12 protein-coding genes, 1 pseudogene and 2 other annotated features are annotated in these 15,387 nt (G+C 65.1%); of the genes and pseudogenes, 9 read left to right on the top strand and 4 right to left on the bottom strand.

Going from position 1 to position 15,387, the window contains the following annotated elements; genetic code table 11:
- Positions 1-289 precede the first annotated feature (289 nt).
- The 3 genes from ACILRJ_RS11565 to ACILRJ_RS11555 all read left to right on the top strand — a co-directional run bounded on the left by ACILRJ_RS11565 (position 290) and on the right by ACILRJ_RS11555 (position 6,263).
- Positions 290-1,489, top strand: a complete 1,200-nt coding sequence (locus tag ACILRJ_RS11565) for an efflux RND transporter periplasmic adaptor subunit (protein WP_395683337.1) — start codon at positions 290-292, stop codon at positions 1,487-1,489.
- Positions 1,490-1,651: 162 nt separating this feature from the next.
- Positions 1,652-4,810 (top strand): efflux RND transporter permease subunit, encoded by a 3,159-nt coding sequence (locus ACILRJ_RS11560; RefSeq protein WP_395683336.1) that lies wholly within the window; start codon positions 1,652-1,654, stop codon positions 4,808-4,810.
- Positions 4,803-6,263, top strand: coding sequence for an efflux transporter outer membrane subunit (locus tag ACILRJ_RS11555; RefSeq protein ID WP_395683335.1), 1,461 nt, complete (start codon positions 4,803-4,805; stop codon positions 6,261-6,263). Before ACILRJ_RS11560 ends, ACILRJ_RS11555 begins: the two co-directional genes overlap by 8 nt.
- 888 nt (positions 6,264-7,151) lie before the next feature.
- Here ACILRJ_RS11555 and ACILRJ_RS11550 read toward each other — a convergent pair.
- Complete coding sequence (locus ACILRJ_RS11550; RefSeq protein ID WP_395683334.1) at positions 7,152-8,177, bottom strand: integron integrase; 1,026 nt, start codon at positions 8,175-8,177, stop codon at positions 7,152-7,154.
- Between the two features lie 182 nt (positions 8,178-8,359).
- Between ACILRJ_RS11550 and ACILRJ_RS11545 the strand changes: the two genes are divergently transcribed.
- Together ACILRJ_RS11545 and ACILRJ_RS11540 are read left to right on the top strand one after the other, a co-directional pair.
- A complete protein-coding gene (locus tag ACILRJ_RS11545) occupies positions 8,360-8,671 on the top strand; it encodes a DUF3658 domain-containing protein (RefSeq protein WP_395683333.1) in 312 nt (103 codons plus the stop codon).
- 111 nt (positions 8,672-8,782) lie between these two features.
- Positions 8,783-9,211 carry an AAA family ATPase gene (locus ACILRJ_RS11540; protein WP_395683332.1) on the top strand — a complete coding sequence of 143 codons (429 nt, stop codon included), beginning with the start codon at positions 8,783-8,785 and terminating at the stop codon, positions 9,209-9,211.
- Here ACILRJ_RS11540 and ACILRJ_RS11535 read toward each other — a convergent pair.
- Positions 9,184-10,397, bottom strand: a protein-coding gene (locus ACILRJ_RS11535) for an IS3 family transposase (protein ID WP_395681472.1) whose coding sequence is annotated in 2 segments (ribosomal slippage) — positions 9,184-10,112 and positions 10,112-10,397 — 1,215 coding nt in all. Because the reading frame shifts where the segments join, the coding sequence is not laid out codon by codon here. The two genes, ACILRJ_RS11540 and ACILRJ_RS11535, sit on opposite strands and share 28 nt — an antisense overlap.
- Positions 10,003-10,119: a sequence feature (AL1L pseudoknot), on the bottom strand. It overlaps the preceding gene by 117 nt.
- Between ACILRJ_RS11535 and ACILRJ_RS11530 the strand changes: the two genes are divergently transcribed.
- Together ACILRJ_RS11530 and ACILRJ_RS11525 are read left to right on the top strand one after the other, a co-directional pair.
- Positions 10,320-10,892 (top strand): AAA family ATPase, encoded by a 573-nt coding sequence (locus ACILRJ_RS11530; RefSeq protein ID WP_395683331.1) that lies wholly within the window; start codon positions 10,320-10,322, stop codon positions 10,890-10,892. The two genes, ACILRJ_RS11535 and ACILRJ_RS11530, sit on opposite strands and share 78 nt — an antisense overlap.
- Before the next feature lie 47 nt (positions 10,893-10,939).
- Positions 10,940-12,153 (top strand): IS3 family transposase gene (locus ACILRJ_RS11525; RefSeq protein ID WP_395681472.1). Its coding sequence is split into 2 segments (ribosomal slippage): positions 10,940-11,225 and positions 11,225-12,153, totalling 1,215 coding nucleotides; the frame shifts between segments, so codons are not numbered across the junction.
- Positions 11,218-11,334: a sequence feature (AL1L pseudoknot), on the top strand. (Overlaps the previous gene by 117 nt.)
- A 38-nt stretch (positions 12,154-12,191) precedes the next feature.
- Here the strand turns inward: ACILRJ_RS11525 and ACILRJ_RS11520 are convergent.
- Positions 12,192-12,374 (bottom strand): annotated as a pseudogene (locus ACILRJ_RS11520) (IS110 family transposase); the annotation flags it as partial.
- Between the two features lie 990 nt (positions 12,375-13,364).
- Here ACILRJ_RS11520 and ACILRJ_RS11515 point away from each other — a divergent pair.
- Entirely contained in the window at positions 13,365-13,589 is a 225-nt protein-coding gene (locus ACILRJ_RS11515) for a hypothetical protein (RefSeq protein ID WP_395683330.1), read from the top strand.
- Between the two features lie 45 nt (positions 13,590-13,634).
- On the opposite strand, the gene ACILRJ_RS11510 is transcribed toward ACILRJ_RS11515, so the two are convergent.
- Positions 13,635-14,270 (bottom strand): LysE family translocator, encoded by a 636-nt coding sequence (locus tag ACILRJ_RS11510; protein ID WP_395683329.1) that lies wholly within the window; start codon positions 14,268-14,270, stop codon positions 13,635-13,637.
- A 143-nt stretch (positions 14,271-14,413) separates the two neighbouring features.
- Here ACILRJ_RS11510 and ACILRJ_RS11505 point away from each other — a divergent pair, with 143 nt between their 5' ends.
- Positions 14,414-15,178 (top strand): dimethylarginine dimethylaminohydrolase family protein, encoded by a 765-nt coding sequence (locus ACILRJ_RS11505; RefSeq protein WP_395683328.1) that lies wholly within the window; start codon positions 14,414-14,416, stop codon positions 15,176-15,178.
- Positions 15,179-15,387: the final 209 nt, after the last annotated feature.

Raw genomic sequence — 15,387 nt, 5'->3', positions numbered from 1 at the left:
GCTGGACTCCGGTCGGGGATTGGCCCGATGTCGGGACGGTCATTCCCGCTTTCAAGCTCTATTGAACATGAATCTCCGCCCTTACTCCATTGCGCGAGGCCAACGAGCCACGCCGATACCGCCCGCTGTCGATCCGTGCCGCGGCCGAACGTCGATGAATGGACTGGCGCCAGCCCGGGACGCTGCGCAAGAAACGAATAGCCGCAAACGGCGCCGCCGCATGACGCTGCACGGTCAGCCGCGCCGCCGAGCACCCCCGATCCTTCGAAAATGCCATGAGGTACACCTGATGAATCCGCACACCGCCTTTGCAAAGTTCCATTTGCGGCCCGCTGCCCTAGCCCTCGCTGCGGGCGTGGCAGCGGCGATCGCCGCCGGTTGCAGCAGCCATGCGGCTCCAGGCGGTGCCGCGATGCCCCCGCCGCCCGAGGTCAGCGTGGCCCAGGTGCTGGTCAAGAACGTGCGCCAGTGGGACGACTTCACCGGCCGCGTCGCCGCGGTGCAGACGGTCGAGCTGCGGCCGCGCGTCAGTGGCTACGTCGACAAGGTCGCCTATGTTGAAGGTCGTGAAGTCGGCAAGGGCGACCTGCTGTTCGTGATCGACCAGCGACCGTATCGCGCCCAACTCGCCAAGGCGCAGGCCGACCTCGCGCGTGCGCGCAGCGAAGCGCAGCTCGCGCAGACCCAGGATGCGCGGGCGCAGACCCTGGTCACGGCGAAGGCGATCTCGCGCGAGGAGTTCGACACGCGCCATGCCGCCGTCGCGCAGGGCAACGCGGCCGTGCGCGCCGCCGAAGCCGCGGTTGCCACCGCCGAACTCGACCTGCAGTTCACCGAAGTGCGCTCGCCGATCGCCGGGCGCACCGGCCGCGCGCTGGTCACGATCGGCAACCTCGCGCGCGCCGACGAAACCCTGCTCACCACGGTCGTCTCGATGGACCCGATGTATGTCGATTTCGAAGGCGACGAGCAGGCTTATCTGCGCTATGCCGACCTCGCCCGCAAGGGCCAGCGCGCCGAGCTGCGCAATCCGGTGCGGGTTGGCCTCGCCAACGAGGACGGGTATCCGCACGTCGGCACGGTCGACTTCATCGACAACCGGATCGACAGCACGACCGGCACCATCCATGCGCGCGCGGTGCTGCCGAATGCCGACCGCGCCCTTACGCCCGGCCTGTTCGCGCGCGTGCAGCTCGAGGGCAGCGCCGAGTTCAAGGCGATGCTGGTCGACGACAAGGCGGTGCTGACCGACCAGGACCGCAAGTACGTCTACGTGCTCGGCCCCGACAACAAGGCGGTGCGCAAGGACATCGTGGCCGGTCGCGTCATCGACGGCCTGCGCGTGGTCGATTCCGGCCTCGACGCGCAGGACGCGGTGATCATCCGCGGCATGCAGAAGATCTTCTTCCCCGGAATGCCGGTGCAGCCGAAGACGATCGCGATGGAAGAAGGCGCCGCGCCGGGCAAGGATCCGGTCGCCATGAAGTAAGCGGGTGCATCGCCTCCTCCCGCGCGGAGGGGGCGATGCGAAACGGATGCGGGTTCGACCTGGACGCGCGTTCGCGCGCCGGTGTCGCTTTGATCCACACGACTGAAGGCTCCCGTGCGGGAGCGGGCTTCGATGCGGCCGCGTGCCGCGCAAGGACAAACCATGGACTTTTCCAGATTTTTCATCGACCGGCCGATCTTCGCGGCGGTGCTGTCGATCGTGATCTTCGCCGCCGGCCTGATCGCGATCCCGATCCTGCCGATCAGTGAATACCCCGAGGTCGTTCCGCCGTCGGTGATCGTGCGCACGGTGTACCCGGGCGCCAATCCGAAAGTGATCGCCGACACCGTGTCGACGCCGCTCGAGGAAGCGATCAACGGCGTCGAGAACATGATGTACATCAAGTCGGTCGCCGGTTCCGACGGCGTGCTGCAGATGACCGTGACGTTCCGTCCCGGCACCGACGCGGACGACGCCGCGGTGCGCGTGCAGAACCGCGTCGCGCAGGCACTCGCGCGCCTGCCCGAGGACGTGCGCCGGCAGGGCGTGACGACGCAGAAACAGTCGCCGACCTTCCTCATGGTCGTGCACCTGACCTCGCCCGACGGCAAGTACGACACGCTGTACCTGCGCAACTACGCGCGCATGCACGTCAAGGACTCGCTCGCGCGCCTGCCCGGCGTCGGCGACGCGCAGATCTTCGGCGGCGGCGACTACGCGATGCGCGCGTGGCTCGACCCGGACAAGGTCGCCTCGCGCGGCCTCACCGCGAGCGACGTGGTCGGCGCGATGCGCGAGCAGAACGTGCAGGTCTCGGCTGGCCAGCTCGGTGCCGAGCCGATGCCGAACAGCAACTTCCTTACCCTCATCAATGCGCAGGGCCGCCTGAAGTCGGTGGAAGAGTTCGGCGGCATCGTGCTCAAGGCGGGCGCGGACGGCGAGATCGTGCGCCTGTCCGACGTCGCGCGCCTCGAACTCGGCGCCGGCGACTACACCCTGCGCTCGCAGCTCGACGGCAAGAACGCGGTCGGCATCGGCGTCTTCCAGGCGCCCGGTGCGAACGCGCTCGAGATCCAGAAGAACGTCATCGCGAACATGGACGAGATCGCCAAGCGCTTCCCGGCCGGCATCAAGTACGAGGCGGTCTACGACACGACGATCTTCGTGCGCGACTCGATCAAGGCGGTCGTCAGCACGCTGCTCGAAGCGGTGCTGCTGGTCGTGCTGGTGGTAATCCTGTTCCTGCAGACCTGGCGTGCGTCGATCATCCCGCTGATCGCGGTGCCGGTGTCGATCGTCGGCACGTTCGGGGCGCTGTACCTGCTCGGCTTCTCGATCAACACGCTGAGCCTGTTCGGCCTCGTGCTCGCGATCGGCATCGTCGTCGACGATGCGATCGTCGTGGTCGAGAACGTCGAGCGCAACATCGAGGAAGGGCGCACGCCGCTCGAAGCTGCGCACCAGGCGATGCGCGAAGTGTCCGGCCCGATCATCGCGATCGCGCTGGTGCTGTGCGCGGTGTTCGTGCCGATGGCGTTCCTCTCGGGCGTGACCGGCCAGTTCTACAAGCAGTTCGCGGTCACCATCGCGATCTCGACGGTGATCTCCGCGATCAACTCGCTGACCCTGTCGCCGGCGCTCGCCGCGCGCCTGCTGAAGTCGCACGACGCACCGAAGGATGCGCTGTCGCGCTTGATCGACCGCCTGTTCGGCTGGGTGTTCCGTCCGTTCAACCGCTTCTTCAAGCGTAACTCCGAGCGTTACCAGGGCGGCGTGTCGCGCACGCTCGGCCGGCGCGGCGCGGTATTCGTCGTCTACGCGGTGCTGCTCGTCGCGACCGGCATGATGTTCCGCGTGGTGCCGCCGGGCTTCATCCCGACCCAGGACAAGCTGTACCTGATCGCCGGTGTGAAGACGCCCGAGGGTTCCTCGATCGAGCGCACCGATGCGTTGCTCAAGAAGGTCGCCGACATCGCGATGAAGACCGAAGGCGTCGCGCATTCGGTCGCGTTCCCCGGCCTCAATGCGCTGCAGTTCACCAATACGCCGAACACCGGCGTGGTGTTCTTCCCGCTGAAGCCCTTCAGCGAGCGGCATCGCAGTGCGGCGGAGATCGTCGGCGAGATCAACCAGAAGATCGCCGGGCTGCAGGACGGCTTCACGTTCGCGCTGATGCCGCCGCCGATCCTCGGCCTCGGCAACGGCAACGGCTACCAGGCGTTCATCGAGGACCGCGACAACCTCGGCTACGGCGCGTTGCAGACGGCCGTGCAGTCGATGCAGGGCGCGATCGCGCAGACGCCGGGCATGGGCTTCCCGATCTCGAGCTACCAGGCGAACGTGCCGCAGCTCGACGCCGAGGTCGATCGCGTCAAGGCGAAGGCGCAGGGTGTCTCGCTGACCGAGCTGTTCGATACGCTGCAGACCTACCTCGGTTCGGTCTACGTCAACGACTTCAACCAGTTCGGCCGCACCTGGCAGGTCATCGCGCAGGCCGACGGGTCGTTCCGCGACAGCGTCGAGGACATCGCCAAGCTGCGCACGCGCAACAACCGTGGCGAGATGGTGCCGATCGGTTCGATGGTGAAGATCCACCAGACCTACGGCCCCGATCCTGTGCTGCGCTACAACGGCTATCCGGCGGCGGACCTTGCCGGCGAGGGCGATCCGAGCCTGCTGTCGTCGGCACAGGCGATGGGCATCGTCGCGGCCACCGCCGACAAGGTGCTGCCGAACGGCATGAAGATCGAGTGGACCGATCTCAGCTACCAGCAGGTCACCCAGGGCAATGCGGCGCTGATCGTGTTCCCGCTCGCAATCCTGCTCGCGTTCCTCGTGCTTGCCGCGCTGTATGAAAGCTGGACCCTGCCGCTCGCGGTGATCCTGATCGTGCCGATGTGCATGCTCGCGGCACTGCTCGGCGTGAAGCTCACGGGCGGCGACAACAACGTGTTCGTGCAGGTCGGACTGGTCGTGCTGATGGGCCTCGCCTGCAAGAACGCGATCCTCATCGTCGAATTCGCGCGCGAGCTCGAGATGCAGGGCAAGGGCATCGTCGAAGCCGCGCTGGAATCGTGCCGCCTGCGCCTGCGCCCGATCGTGATGACCTCGATCGCGTTCATCGCCGGCACCGTGCCGCTCGTGCTGTCGCACGGCGCCGGCGCGGAGGTGCGCGCGGCGACCGGCATCACGGTGTTCTCCGGGATGATCGGCGTGACCCTGTTCGGCCTGTTCCTGACGCCGGTGTTCTACGTCGCGCTGCGCAAGCTGTTCGGCAGTCGTCCGCTGGTGTCGCACCACCTGGAGGTGAGCCATGCGTAGCATCCGTCCCGGCCTGTTCAAGACGAGCGCGCTTGCGCTCGCGGTAACCCTCGCGCTGGCGGGCTGCGCGGTGGGCCCCGACTACGTGCGACCGGAGACGCAGGTCCCGGAGCATTTCGCACAGGCGGCAGCGGATGCGAATCCGACGCCGTCCGCCGCGGATGCGGAGTTCTGGACCCGCTTCGGCGATGCGCGGCTCGCCGCGCTGATCGAGCAGGCGCTCGCCGCGAACAACGACCTCAAGGTCGCGCTCGCGCACTACGAGCGCGCCAATGCGCAACTGCGTGGCGCGAAGTTCGACGCGCTGCCGGTGATCACCGCGGGCGCGAACGCGCAGGACATCCGCTCGAGTGCCGACCAGCTGCCGGGCGTGTCGCGCGAAGACCGCGACACGCGCAGCTACGACGCGAGCGTTGGCGCCGCCTGGGAACTCGACCTGTTCGGCCGCATCCGCCGTTCGATCGAAGCCGGGCGCGCCGACGCCGCCGCGAGCGCGGCGGATCTCGCCGCGGCGCAGGTCGCGATCGCCGGTTCGGTCGCGCGCACGTACATCGATCTTCGCGGCCTGCAGGAGCGACTGCGCGTCGCGCGCGACAATGCCGACAACCAGCGCGAGACATTGCGCCTCGTCGACGCGCGCGTCGACGCCGGTGGCGGCACCGACTTCGACAGCGCGCGCGCACGTGCGCAACTCGAGACGACCGATGCGCGCATCCCCGCGCTCGAAGCGCAGATCGCATTCGCGATGCACCGCATCGCGGTGCTGACCGGACGCACGCCCGACGCGCTCATCGCCGACCTGCAGGCGCCGGCGGAGTTGCCGGCGCTGCCCGATCGCCTCGACGCGGCGACACCCGGCGAACTGCTGCGGCGTCGCCCCGACGTCGCCGCCGCCGAACAGCGCCTGCATGCGGCGACCGCGCGCATCGGTGTCGCCACCGCCGACCTGTTCCCGCGCTTCACCCTCGGCGGCCTGATCGGCACCCAGGCGGCGGGCACCGGCGCGCTGTTCGAACGCGACAGCGAAACGCACCTGCTCGCGCTCGGCGTCGACTGGTCGTTCCTTGATGTCGGCCACGTGCGCGCGCGCATCGCCGAGAGCGGTGCGGACGCCGATGCCGCGCTCGCGCAGTACCGCCAGGCCGTGCTGCTCGCGCTCGAGGACACCGAGAATGCGCTCGTGCGCTACGCCAAGGCGCGTGCAGAGGATGCCCAGCTCGAACGCGCCGCCGCCGACAGCGCCGCCGCCGCACGCCTCGCCCGCGTGCGCTACGAAGCCGGTGCCATCGGCCTGCTCGACGTGCTCGACGCCGAACGCAGCCGCCTGCAGGCGCAGGACGCATTCGCCGACGCGCGCACGCGCAGCATCACCGGCGCCGTGTCCCTGTACCAGGCCCTCGCCGGCGGCTGGCCGCAACGCGTGCCGGAGCGCGAACGGGTCGCTCAACGCTGAGTGTCGTCCCAAAAACTGTCGCCTCTCCCGCTTGCGGGAGAGGCCGACGCGCGCAAGCGCGGCGGGTGAGGGGAATCGCCTGGATGCATCCCCGCCTGCCACGCACCTGTCACCTCTCCCGCTTGCGGGAGAGCTCGCGCTGCAGGCGCGGGTGAGGGGCAGCGTGCCTCGACCACCAACCTGCACGTTCACCCGGCGGTCATCGCACGCCTCCCCTGATCCGCCTCCGGCATCTTCTCCCGCAGGGTGGGAGAAGGAACAGCGGGGCCTGGGGCTCGGCGTGCCGGCAACGCAACCCGGCGTTCCAGGCACGCGGAGTGTCACTCCGGGATCGGAGCTCGGCGAGTCGGGATCGAAGCCCGGAACGCCGGGCTCGGAACTCGGTAAGTCGAGCTCGAAGCTCGGAAGGCCGGGCCCGGAACTCGGCAAGTCGAGCTCGAAGCTCGGAAGGCCGGGCCCGGAACTCGGCGATTCGGGATCGCGCGGCGGAACGCCGGGATCGCGAGCTCGCGGGTCGAGATCACGGAGGGAACGGCCGGACTCGCAAGGGGAAGCGCCGAGATCGCGGGGCGAAATGTCGGGTTCGGGTGGTGAAACGTGGTATTCGGAGAGTGAAAGGTCGATATCGCGGAGCGACGCGCCGGGATAGCTGAGCGACATTCCGCAATCATCCGGCGACAGCCCATGCCGGATCACCCAATGCAGCCGCCCGCTGCCGCGACCCCGGCGTCTGCATGTGCGCGCCTGCGCCGCCATGAGAATCGCAAGGTCTCCGCGCATCGCAGCATGAACCAGCATCGCTGACCGCGCAGCAGTGTCCGTTCAACGAACGCCGGTCGCGGAAGCCAGCCCAGCGGGTCCCAAGGATTCTCAAACCGGTATCAAGGATCAAACCGCGGCAGATCCCCGCCGATCCAGCGGACTCACCACACCCTGCCCACCGCGATTGAGCACGTGCGTGTAGATCTGCGTCGTCGCGACATCCTTGTGTCCGAGCAACTCCTGGATCGTGCGCAGGTCGTAACCGGCCTCGAGCAGATGCGTCGCAAAGCTGTGCCGAAGCGTATGTGCGCTCAGCGGCTTGGTGATGCCGGCGACGGATCGCGCCCGCTTCAACGCGCGCGAAAGCATGGCATCGTCGAAATGGTGGCGACGCTCGTTGCCGTCGAGCGGATCGCGCGAACGTTGCGCCGACGGAAACACGAATTGCCAACCGAACTCGCGCGCCGCGCGCGGATACTTGCGCGCGAGCGCATGCGGCAGGCGCGTCTCGCCGAAGCCCGCGGCCAGATCGCGTACATGCAACTGGCGCGCACGCTCGATTTCGCGCTGCAACGGCTCGACCAGCGCGCGCGGCAACATCGTGCGTCGATCCTTGCCACCCTTGCCGTCGCGCACGACGATTTCGTTGCGTGCAAAATCGAGGTCCTTCACGCGCAAGCGCAGGCATTCCATCAGACGCATCCCGGTACCGTAAAGCAGGCTCGCGAGCAGCCAGGTCCGGCCGTCCATTGCTGCGAGCAGTCGCGTCACTTCGTCGTGCGCCAGCACCACAGGAACACGACGCGGGCGCTTCGCGCGCACGACATTCTCCATCCACGGCAGATCGATGCGCAGAACCTCGCGATAGAGGAAGAGCAGGGCGGACAACGCCTGGTTCTGCGTGCTCGCGGCAACGTCGCCTTCAGTTGCCAGCCTGGAGAGAAAGCGCTCCACCTCTTCACCGCCGAGTTCGCGCGGATGGCGTCGACCATTGGCGAAAATGAACCGACGCATCCACTGCACGTAGATCCGTTCCGTCGCCAAACTGTAGTGCATGAGCCGCATCCGGCGCCGAACTTCGGCAAACAGGGTCGGTTTGCGCGCCGCCGCGCCGGCACCTGTTATCGCCCCGGATTCGCCGTGATATGACATAACCGCTCGCATTCGTCGGATAGCGCACGCAGCTTGCCGTTCCGGCGGCGCGTTCGCTGTCGGCGAAAGCATTGATTGGACGTAGGAATTCGGCTTGACCGCGCTTGCACGGCACGCGCACGATAGGCGTTATCGCCCCGGTATCGGGGTATATATGTAGTTAGGTTTCGTTGGTGAACGGCATGGAACACCTGCAGGCCGATCCTCCTCTCAACGCAGCGCAGTTGAGCCTTGTAGCTAATCTTACTCATGTGCAGGTCGAGGCAATCGACAACGCCCTCGCGATGCATTGCACTAGCTCTTGGCGCAAAGTTTCGCTCGTCGTCGGCTCTGCGCTGGAACAAGTTCAACTTGCCGGCGTTCCTGACGTGTTTTTCGCGCAGCGGGTCAAAGAGCATGTTGCACGTGGCAAGTTGGAAGCTCGTGGTGACCTCGCCCGCATGCACTACTCCGAGGTCAGAGTTCCCATCGGCAGTGGTGCCAACGCAACCTAACTATTCGGTCAAGTGGACCGCTGCGAATCGGCGCGGTATCTTCATGCAGCTCGTGGCAGCGGCCACTTACCTCAAGCGTTAGCCCGCAGCGCATTGGAGTCTGAGAGACCCATGGACTACACCGAGGTAAACACGATTAGAGGTCAGTATCAAGCTGGTCTATGGCCGCAGTTTCTCCAAATGGTCAAGATTGACGGGCTCCGTGGCTGGTCGGGACAGGCCGTAGAGTTCAACTTTCCAGTTGTTGCTTTGGTTGGTGAGAACGGGAGCGGCAAGAGCACCTTAATGAAAGCTGCTGCTTGTGCGTATGACAACAAGGACAAAGAAAGGCGCTTTTATCCTTCATCATTCTTTGTTGACACTCATTGGGACTCGATCCAAGGTGTCTTGATTGATTTTCGAGTTAAGCGCGGAACCAATGTCGATAGTTTCCGGATCACGAAGCCAACAAAGCGATGGCGTGTTCCGGAGAGTGAATCGCCCCGGAAATCCCGGAGGCTGTTTGGTTTGAGTCACACCTCGATGGCGGACTCGTGCTGACGATAATAGTTTTCTTCGGCTTCTGCTGGAGGAATGTATCCGATGGAGCCGAGCAGGCGGCGATGGTTGTACCAGTCGACCCACTGTAAGGTCGCCAGTTCGATCTGCTCGCGGCTGCGCCACGACTGACGGTGCACCACTTCGGCCTTGTACAGGCCATTGATTGTTTCGGCGAGTGCATTGTCGTAGCTGTCGCCCACGCTGCCGACCGATGGTTCGATGCCTGCCTCGGCCAGTCGTTCGGTGTAGCGGATCGATACATATTGCGAACCGCGATCGCTGTGATGAACCAGTCGGTTCGCCGGACTTCGCGCATGCAGCGCCTGTTCCAGTGCGTCCAGCACGAACTGCGTTTGCTGGCCAGCGGACACCTTCCAGCCCACGATGCGCCGTGCATAGACGTCGATCACGAAGGCCACGTAGGCGAACCCTTGCCACGTCGAGACGAAGGTGTAGTCGCTCACCCATAGCTGATCGGGCCGCTCGGCCTTGAACTGCCGATTCACGCGATCCAGCGGGCACGGGCGCCCGGGATCGGGCTTGGTCGTACGAACGGCCTTTCCACGGACCACGCCGACGATGCCCAGCTCTCGCATGAGCCGCTCAACCGTACAACGGGCCACGACCCAGCGCTCACGTTGCAACTGCTTCCAGACCTTCCTCGCCCCGTACACCTGCTGGTTCTCTTCCCACGCGCGCCTGACCTGCGGCAGCAACGCGGCGTCGCGTTGTAGACGCGCCGGTCGCTTCGTCGGATTGGCGCGGCGCCCCGCGTGCAGGTAATACGTCGACGGGGCGATCGGCAATACCCTGCAGATCGGCTCGACCCCGTACATCGACCGGTGTTCATCGATGAAACGCGTCATCACTTGGATCGGCGGTCGAGCTCCGCCTGCGCAAAATACGCACTGGCCTTGCGCAGGATCTCGTTGGCCTGGCGTAGCTCCTTCACCTCGCGTTCCAGCGTCTTCACGCGCTCTCGCTCCGCCGTCGTCAGACCGGCACGCGACCCTTGGTCGCGCTCGGCCTGCCGAACCCAGTTGCACAGCGTCTGCGCCGTGCAGCCGATCTTGGCAGCAATCGATTCGATCGCCGCCCACTGCGAGGTGTGCTCAGCCTGGTGCTCGCGCACCATCCGAACTGCTCGCTCTCGTACTTCCGGGGCATACTTGTTGGGCTTCTTCATGACTCCATCCTCTCAAAGGTTGGAGCCTCCGGGAAAGCCGGGGCGATTCAGAGCGCTCCAAAGAGAGACGTATACCTGCTCGATATCGCGCGCACGCTACCACTCGACGCGTCAGCTGGTTACGCGAAGATAGCTCGCTCAGCTGCCGCCGAAGTAGAGAGTAGTGAGATTAACGATGCGTTTAGAGATCGTCTTTCACATGTTCTTGGGCGCCAGTACAGCAAAGCGCGCTTTGCCACATCCGACGTTGACAAGAAGCGATCAGTTGGCGTTCTAGAGCGCGAATGGGGTGAATTGTCGCAGTTTCATCAAGGCGCCGGAGAGGATGCAACCCTTGATCTTTTCCGAACACTTCAAGGCCTTCCCGAGAACTCGCTTCTGCTTATTGATGAGGTAGAAGCGTCATTGCACCCAAGAGCACAACGCCGTCTTGTGCGGTTTCTGCTCTGGCTTTCGCGACAGCGCAGAATTCAGGTGATCCTCTCGACGCACTGAATCGCCCCGGCTTTCCCGGAGGCTCCAACCTTTGAGAGGATGGAGTCATGAAGAAGCCCAACAAGTATGCCCCGGAAGTACGAGAGCGAGCAGTTCGGATGGTGCGCGAGCACCAGGCTGAGCACACCTCGCAGTGGGCGGCGATCGAATCGATTGCTGCCAAGATCGGCTGCACGGCGCAGACGCTGTGCAACTGGGTTCGGCAGGCCGAGCGCGACCAAGGGTCGCGTGCCGGTCTGACGACGGCGGAGCGAGAGCGCGTGAAGACGCTGGAACGCGAGGTGAAGGAGCTACGCCAGGCCAACGAGATCCTGCGCAAGGCCAGTGCGTATTTTGCGCAGGCGGAGCTCGACCGCCGATCCAAGTGATGACGCGTTTCATCGATGAACACCGGTCGATGTACGGGGTCGAGCCGATCTGCAGGGTATTGCCGATCGCCCCGTCGACGTATTACCTGCACGCGGGGCGCCGCGCCAATCCGACGAAGCGACCGGCGCGTCTACAACGCGACGCCGCGTTGCTGCCGCAGGTCAGGCGCGCGTGGGAAGAGAACCAGCAGGTGTACGGGGCGAGGAAGGTCTGGAAGCAGTTGCAACGTGAGCGCTGGGTCGTGGCCCGTTGTACGGTTGAGCGGCTCATGCGAGAGCTGGGCATCGTCGGCGTGGTCCGTGGAAAGGCCGTTCGTACGACCAAGCCCGATCCCGGGCGCCCGTGCCCGCTGGATCGCGTGAATCGGCAGTTCAAGGCCGAGCGGCCCGATCAGCTATGGGTGAGCGACTACACCTTCGTCTCGACGTGGCAAGGGTTCGCCTACGTGGCCTTCGTGATCGACGTCTATGCACGGCGCATCGTGGGCTGGAAGGTGTCCGCTGGCCAGCAAACGCAGTTCGTGCTGGACGCACTGGAACAGGCGCTGCATGCGCGAAGTCCGGCGAACCGACTGGTTCATCACAGCGATCGCGGTTCGCAATATGTATCGATCCGCTACACCGAACGACTGGCCGAGGCAGGCATCGAACCATCGGTCGGCAGCGTGGGCGACAGCTACGACAATGCACTCGCCGAAACAATCAATGGCCTGTACAAGGCCGAAGTGGTGCACCGTCAGTCGTGGCGCAGCCGCGAGCAGATCGAACTGGCGACCTTACAGTGGGTCGACTGGTACAACCATCGCCGCCTGCTCGGCTCCATCGGATACATTCCTCCAGCAGAAGCCGAAGAAAACTATTATCGTCAGCACGAGTCCGCCATCGAGGTGTGACTCAAACCAAACAGCCTCCGGGATTTCCGGGGCGATTCACAGGCTTCCATCACGATGCGCAACGGGGAGCGGTTGTCGAACGCCTTCGCAAACGCGCTTCGACTCAGGCGTCGACGTTCGAGGATGCGCGCATCGGCATCGGCGAACGCGAGTTCGAACACGTCCTTGGCGAGGTCAACGGCGACGGTGGAAGCGATGGCGGATTTGGGCGTAGCATGCATGGCGGACTCCTCTCGTGATCCCGTGTCCTGAAGGCTAAACCCTTCAGTCTGGCTCATTGAAGCCGTGTGGCGACACGAGGGGAGTCCATTCGATCACTCAAGCGGACCGCTGCGGATCGGCACGGTGTAAGATCGTGCGCATTCGCGGCAGCGGCCGCTTAGCTCAAGCGTTAGGTGCCGCAGATGGTTCCCTACGGATTGAACAAAGAGCAATTCGCGTTGATGTATCAGCACAAGCTTGATCGTCTTTCGGATCGAACAATTTCCGTGCTCCGAGAGCTGCAGGCCCTACCAATAGGTCAAGGTGTAGATGAGGCGAGCTTCGAGATCTTTCCCGATGAGTACGGTGGAGCGCCCAGTACTTGGGCCTACTGGCGCGGAAGGAACAACAAGGTGGATCACAAGGACCCAAGTCTTTTCCCCGGAAGGTCACTTGAACTCGGACTCGGTCTGGAAGAAGTCGCGGACATAGATGAGCGGTATTTTGTCGGGCCCGACGAGTTCCCAGGCCTTCAACTCACGGTCTCGCTACTCTCGCGTTGGTTCGCTGAGTCATGGTGGAAAGCTGGTGGGTGGTCATACCCTGTACCCGCAACGCTCGCCGTTCATGACTTCGGAGAGTATGGGTGGGTGCAGCTTTCAAAGGGCGGCACCTAACAATTCGTGTATGGACTCCCCTTGCAAGTGACCGAGTGAAGGCAGCTTTGGCAAGCGGTACGGTTGCAGTCGTGTATCCGGCTTTCCGTTGAACGCAAAGCGTTCGAGCCATGATGGAATCCGCCGGCACGAAGCCACACGTTCCCATTGCGGCCTCGGCGTACGGGCACCATCCCACCCAACCTCGCAAGGAATGTCGATGAGTGAAGCCATGCTATTCGCGATTGACGCGCGCGACCTTGCCGATGCCGGGACAGCGGCAGAGCTTGTCGACCACTGGAGAGACAGTCGCGAGCGCCGACGTCGCGCATTGCCGCCTTCTTCGAAGCCTTGTTGCAGACCTGGCCTGAAGACGGTTCAAAGGGAGCGGTCTGGTACGAAGATTTCACGCACAACAAGCCGGCCGGCCCCATGCTGGAGATGACGTTCGACCTCGATGAATTCGACGAGGAACGCTTGGGTCAGCTGCGATCTCTCGCAGGGCAGCATGGGCTATGCGTGTTCGATCCCGAGGGCGAGGTGCTGTACCTTCCCGATGGGAGCGAGGCGGTCGCGTAGGGGAGTACCAAGCGCCTTCCATTGCACTCGCGCGCCATGCACGCGTCAGCGCGCCCTCGCCTGTGCGGCCATGTGGATCGCGAGGCCGCCGAGCACTGTTCCCATGAACCAGCGTTGCAACGTGAGCCAGGTCGGACGTTCGGCGAGGAAGCTGGCGATCGAACCGGCGAGCACGACGACGCTGCCGTTGACGAGCAGGCTGATGGTGATCTGGATCGCGCACAGCAGCAGGGATTGCGCGAGCACGTGGCCGGCGTCGGGGTCGATGAACTGCGGCAGCAGGGAGAGGTAGAGCAGCGCGGCTTTGGGATTGAGCAGGTTGGTCATGAAGCCCATCGCGACGAGCTTGCGGCGCGAGTCCCTCGGCAGCTCGCGTGGCGCGAACGGCGAGCGTCCTCCGGGTTTCAGCGCCTGCCATGCGAGCCAGGCGAGGTAGAGCGCGCCGCCGAAGCGCAGCACGTCGTAGGCGACCGGCACGGTGAACAGCAGCGCGGTCAGGCCGAATGCGGCGAGCAGCGAGTAGACGACGAATCCGAGCGCGGTGCCCGCGAGCGAGGTCAGCCCGGCCGCGGGTCCCTGGCTGATCGAGCGCGAGGTCAGGTAGATCATGTTAGGGCCCGGCGTCAGCGCCATGCCGAGGCAGAGCAGGGCGAAGCCAAGAGTCGCGTGCGGTAGCGGCATGACCAACCTCAGCGGGCTGAAGGCGCTGCAGCCTAGCGGCGCGATGCCTCGCCGCATAGGGCCACTTGGAATGTGCGGCGCGGAACCGGCTGGGCGACAATGCGTGTCCCGCGACCCGGCGTCGCAGCGGATGTCGATGCCCCATGCTGATCGCAATCACGCGCGAAGTGAGTCCGAGCCTGTCCGAGTGCGAGTTGTCGTTCGTCGATCGCGCGCCGATCGACCATGCGCGTGCGAACGAACAGCATCGAGCCTACCAGCGCGCCCTTGCGGCGCTTGGCTGTGAGGTCGCGGAGCTTCCGGCGGAACCGGCATTCCCGGATGCGGTGTTCGTCGAGGATGTCGCGGTCGTCGTCGACGAAGTCGCGGTGATGACGCGTCCTGGCGCCGAATCGCGTCGCGGCGAAGGACCGCAGGTCGCGCGTGCGCTCGCCGACTATCGCGAGCTGCGCGCGATCGAGGCGCCCGGCACGCTCGATGGCGGTGACGTGCTGCGCATCGGCAAGCGCGTGTACGTCGGAGAATCGGCGCGCAGCAATGCGGAAGGCATCGCGCAGTTGCGCGCGATCCTCGGCGAGTACGGCTATTCCGTGTACGGCGTCGCGATCCGTGGTTGTCTGCACCTGAAGTCGGCGGTCACTGCGCTCGCAGACGATACTGTGCTGCTGCAGCCCGCGTGGGTGGATCGCGAGGCATTCGCGGACTATTGCATCATCGAGGTCGATCCCGCGGAGGAGCATGCCGCGAACGTGCTGCGCATCGGCGACCGCGTGATTTCGCCGGCATGCTTCCCGCGCACGCACGAACGCATCCGCGCGGCGGGCATCGAAGTCGTCACAGTGAACGTGTCCGAATTGCAGAAAGCCGAAGGTGCGGTGACCTGCTGCAGCCTCGTGTTCAGCGCGTAGGGCGGTACGCGCAAGGCGCGTGCCGCCATGGCACGGTTTGCGATCCCAATCACAGGTGAACGCGCATGCAGCGGCGGGACTCGCCGCGACGCGGCTCGACCCGCCCTACGAAGATGCCGCGTGTCCACGCGTACGGGCGGTACGCGCAAGGCGCGTGCCGCCGTGGCATGGCTTGCGATCGCAATCACCAGTGAGCGTGCAGGCTGCGG

This window comes from Dokdonella sp., assembly GCF_044227025.1.
Lineage (GTDB): Bacteria > Pseudomonadota > Gammaproteobacteria > Xanthomonadales > Rhodanobacteraceae > Dokdonella_A.
The sequence above is the reverse complement of the archived record's forward strand: the minus strand, read 5'-3'. Positions and strand labels throughout refer to the sequence as shown.

Coding starts and splice junctions, on each gene's coding strand:
- ACILRJ_RS11560 (WP_395683336.1), top strand. CDS start 1,652: ATGGACTTTTCCAGATTTTTCATCGACCGGCCGATCTTCGCGGCGGTG.
- ACILRJ_RS11505 (WP_395683328.1), top strand. CDS start 14,414: ATGCTGATCGCAATCACGCGCGAAGTGAGTCCGAGCCTGTCCGAGTGC.
- ACILRJ_RS11540 (WP_395683332.1), top strand. CDS start 8,783: ATGGACTACACCGAGGTAAACACGATTAGAGGTCAGTATCAAGCTGGT.
- ACILRJ_RS11555 (WP_395683335.1), top strand. CDS start 4,803: ATGCGTAGCATCCGTCCCGGCCTGTTCAAGACGAGCGCGCTTGCGCTC.
- ACILRJ_RS11545 (WP_395683333.1), top strand. CDS start 8,360: ATGGAACACCTGCAGGCCGATCCTCCTCTCAACGCAGCGCAGTTGAGC.
- ACILRJ_RS11510 (WP_395683329.1), bottom strand. CDS start 14,270: ATGCCGCTACCGCACGCGACTCTTGGCTTCGCCCTGCTCTGCCTCGGC.
- ACILRJ_RS11550 (WP_395683334.1), bottom strand. CDS start 8,177: ATGTCATATCACGGCGAATCCGGGGCGATAACAGGTGCCGGCGCGGCG.
- ACILRJ_RS11565 (WP_395683337.1), top strand. CDS start 290: ATGAATCCGCACACCGCCTTTGCAAAGTTCCATTTGCGGCCCGCTGCC.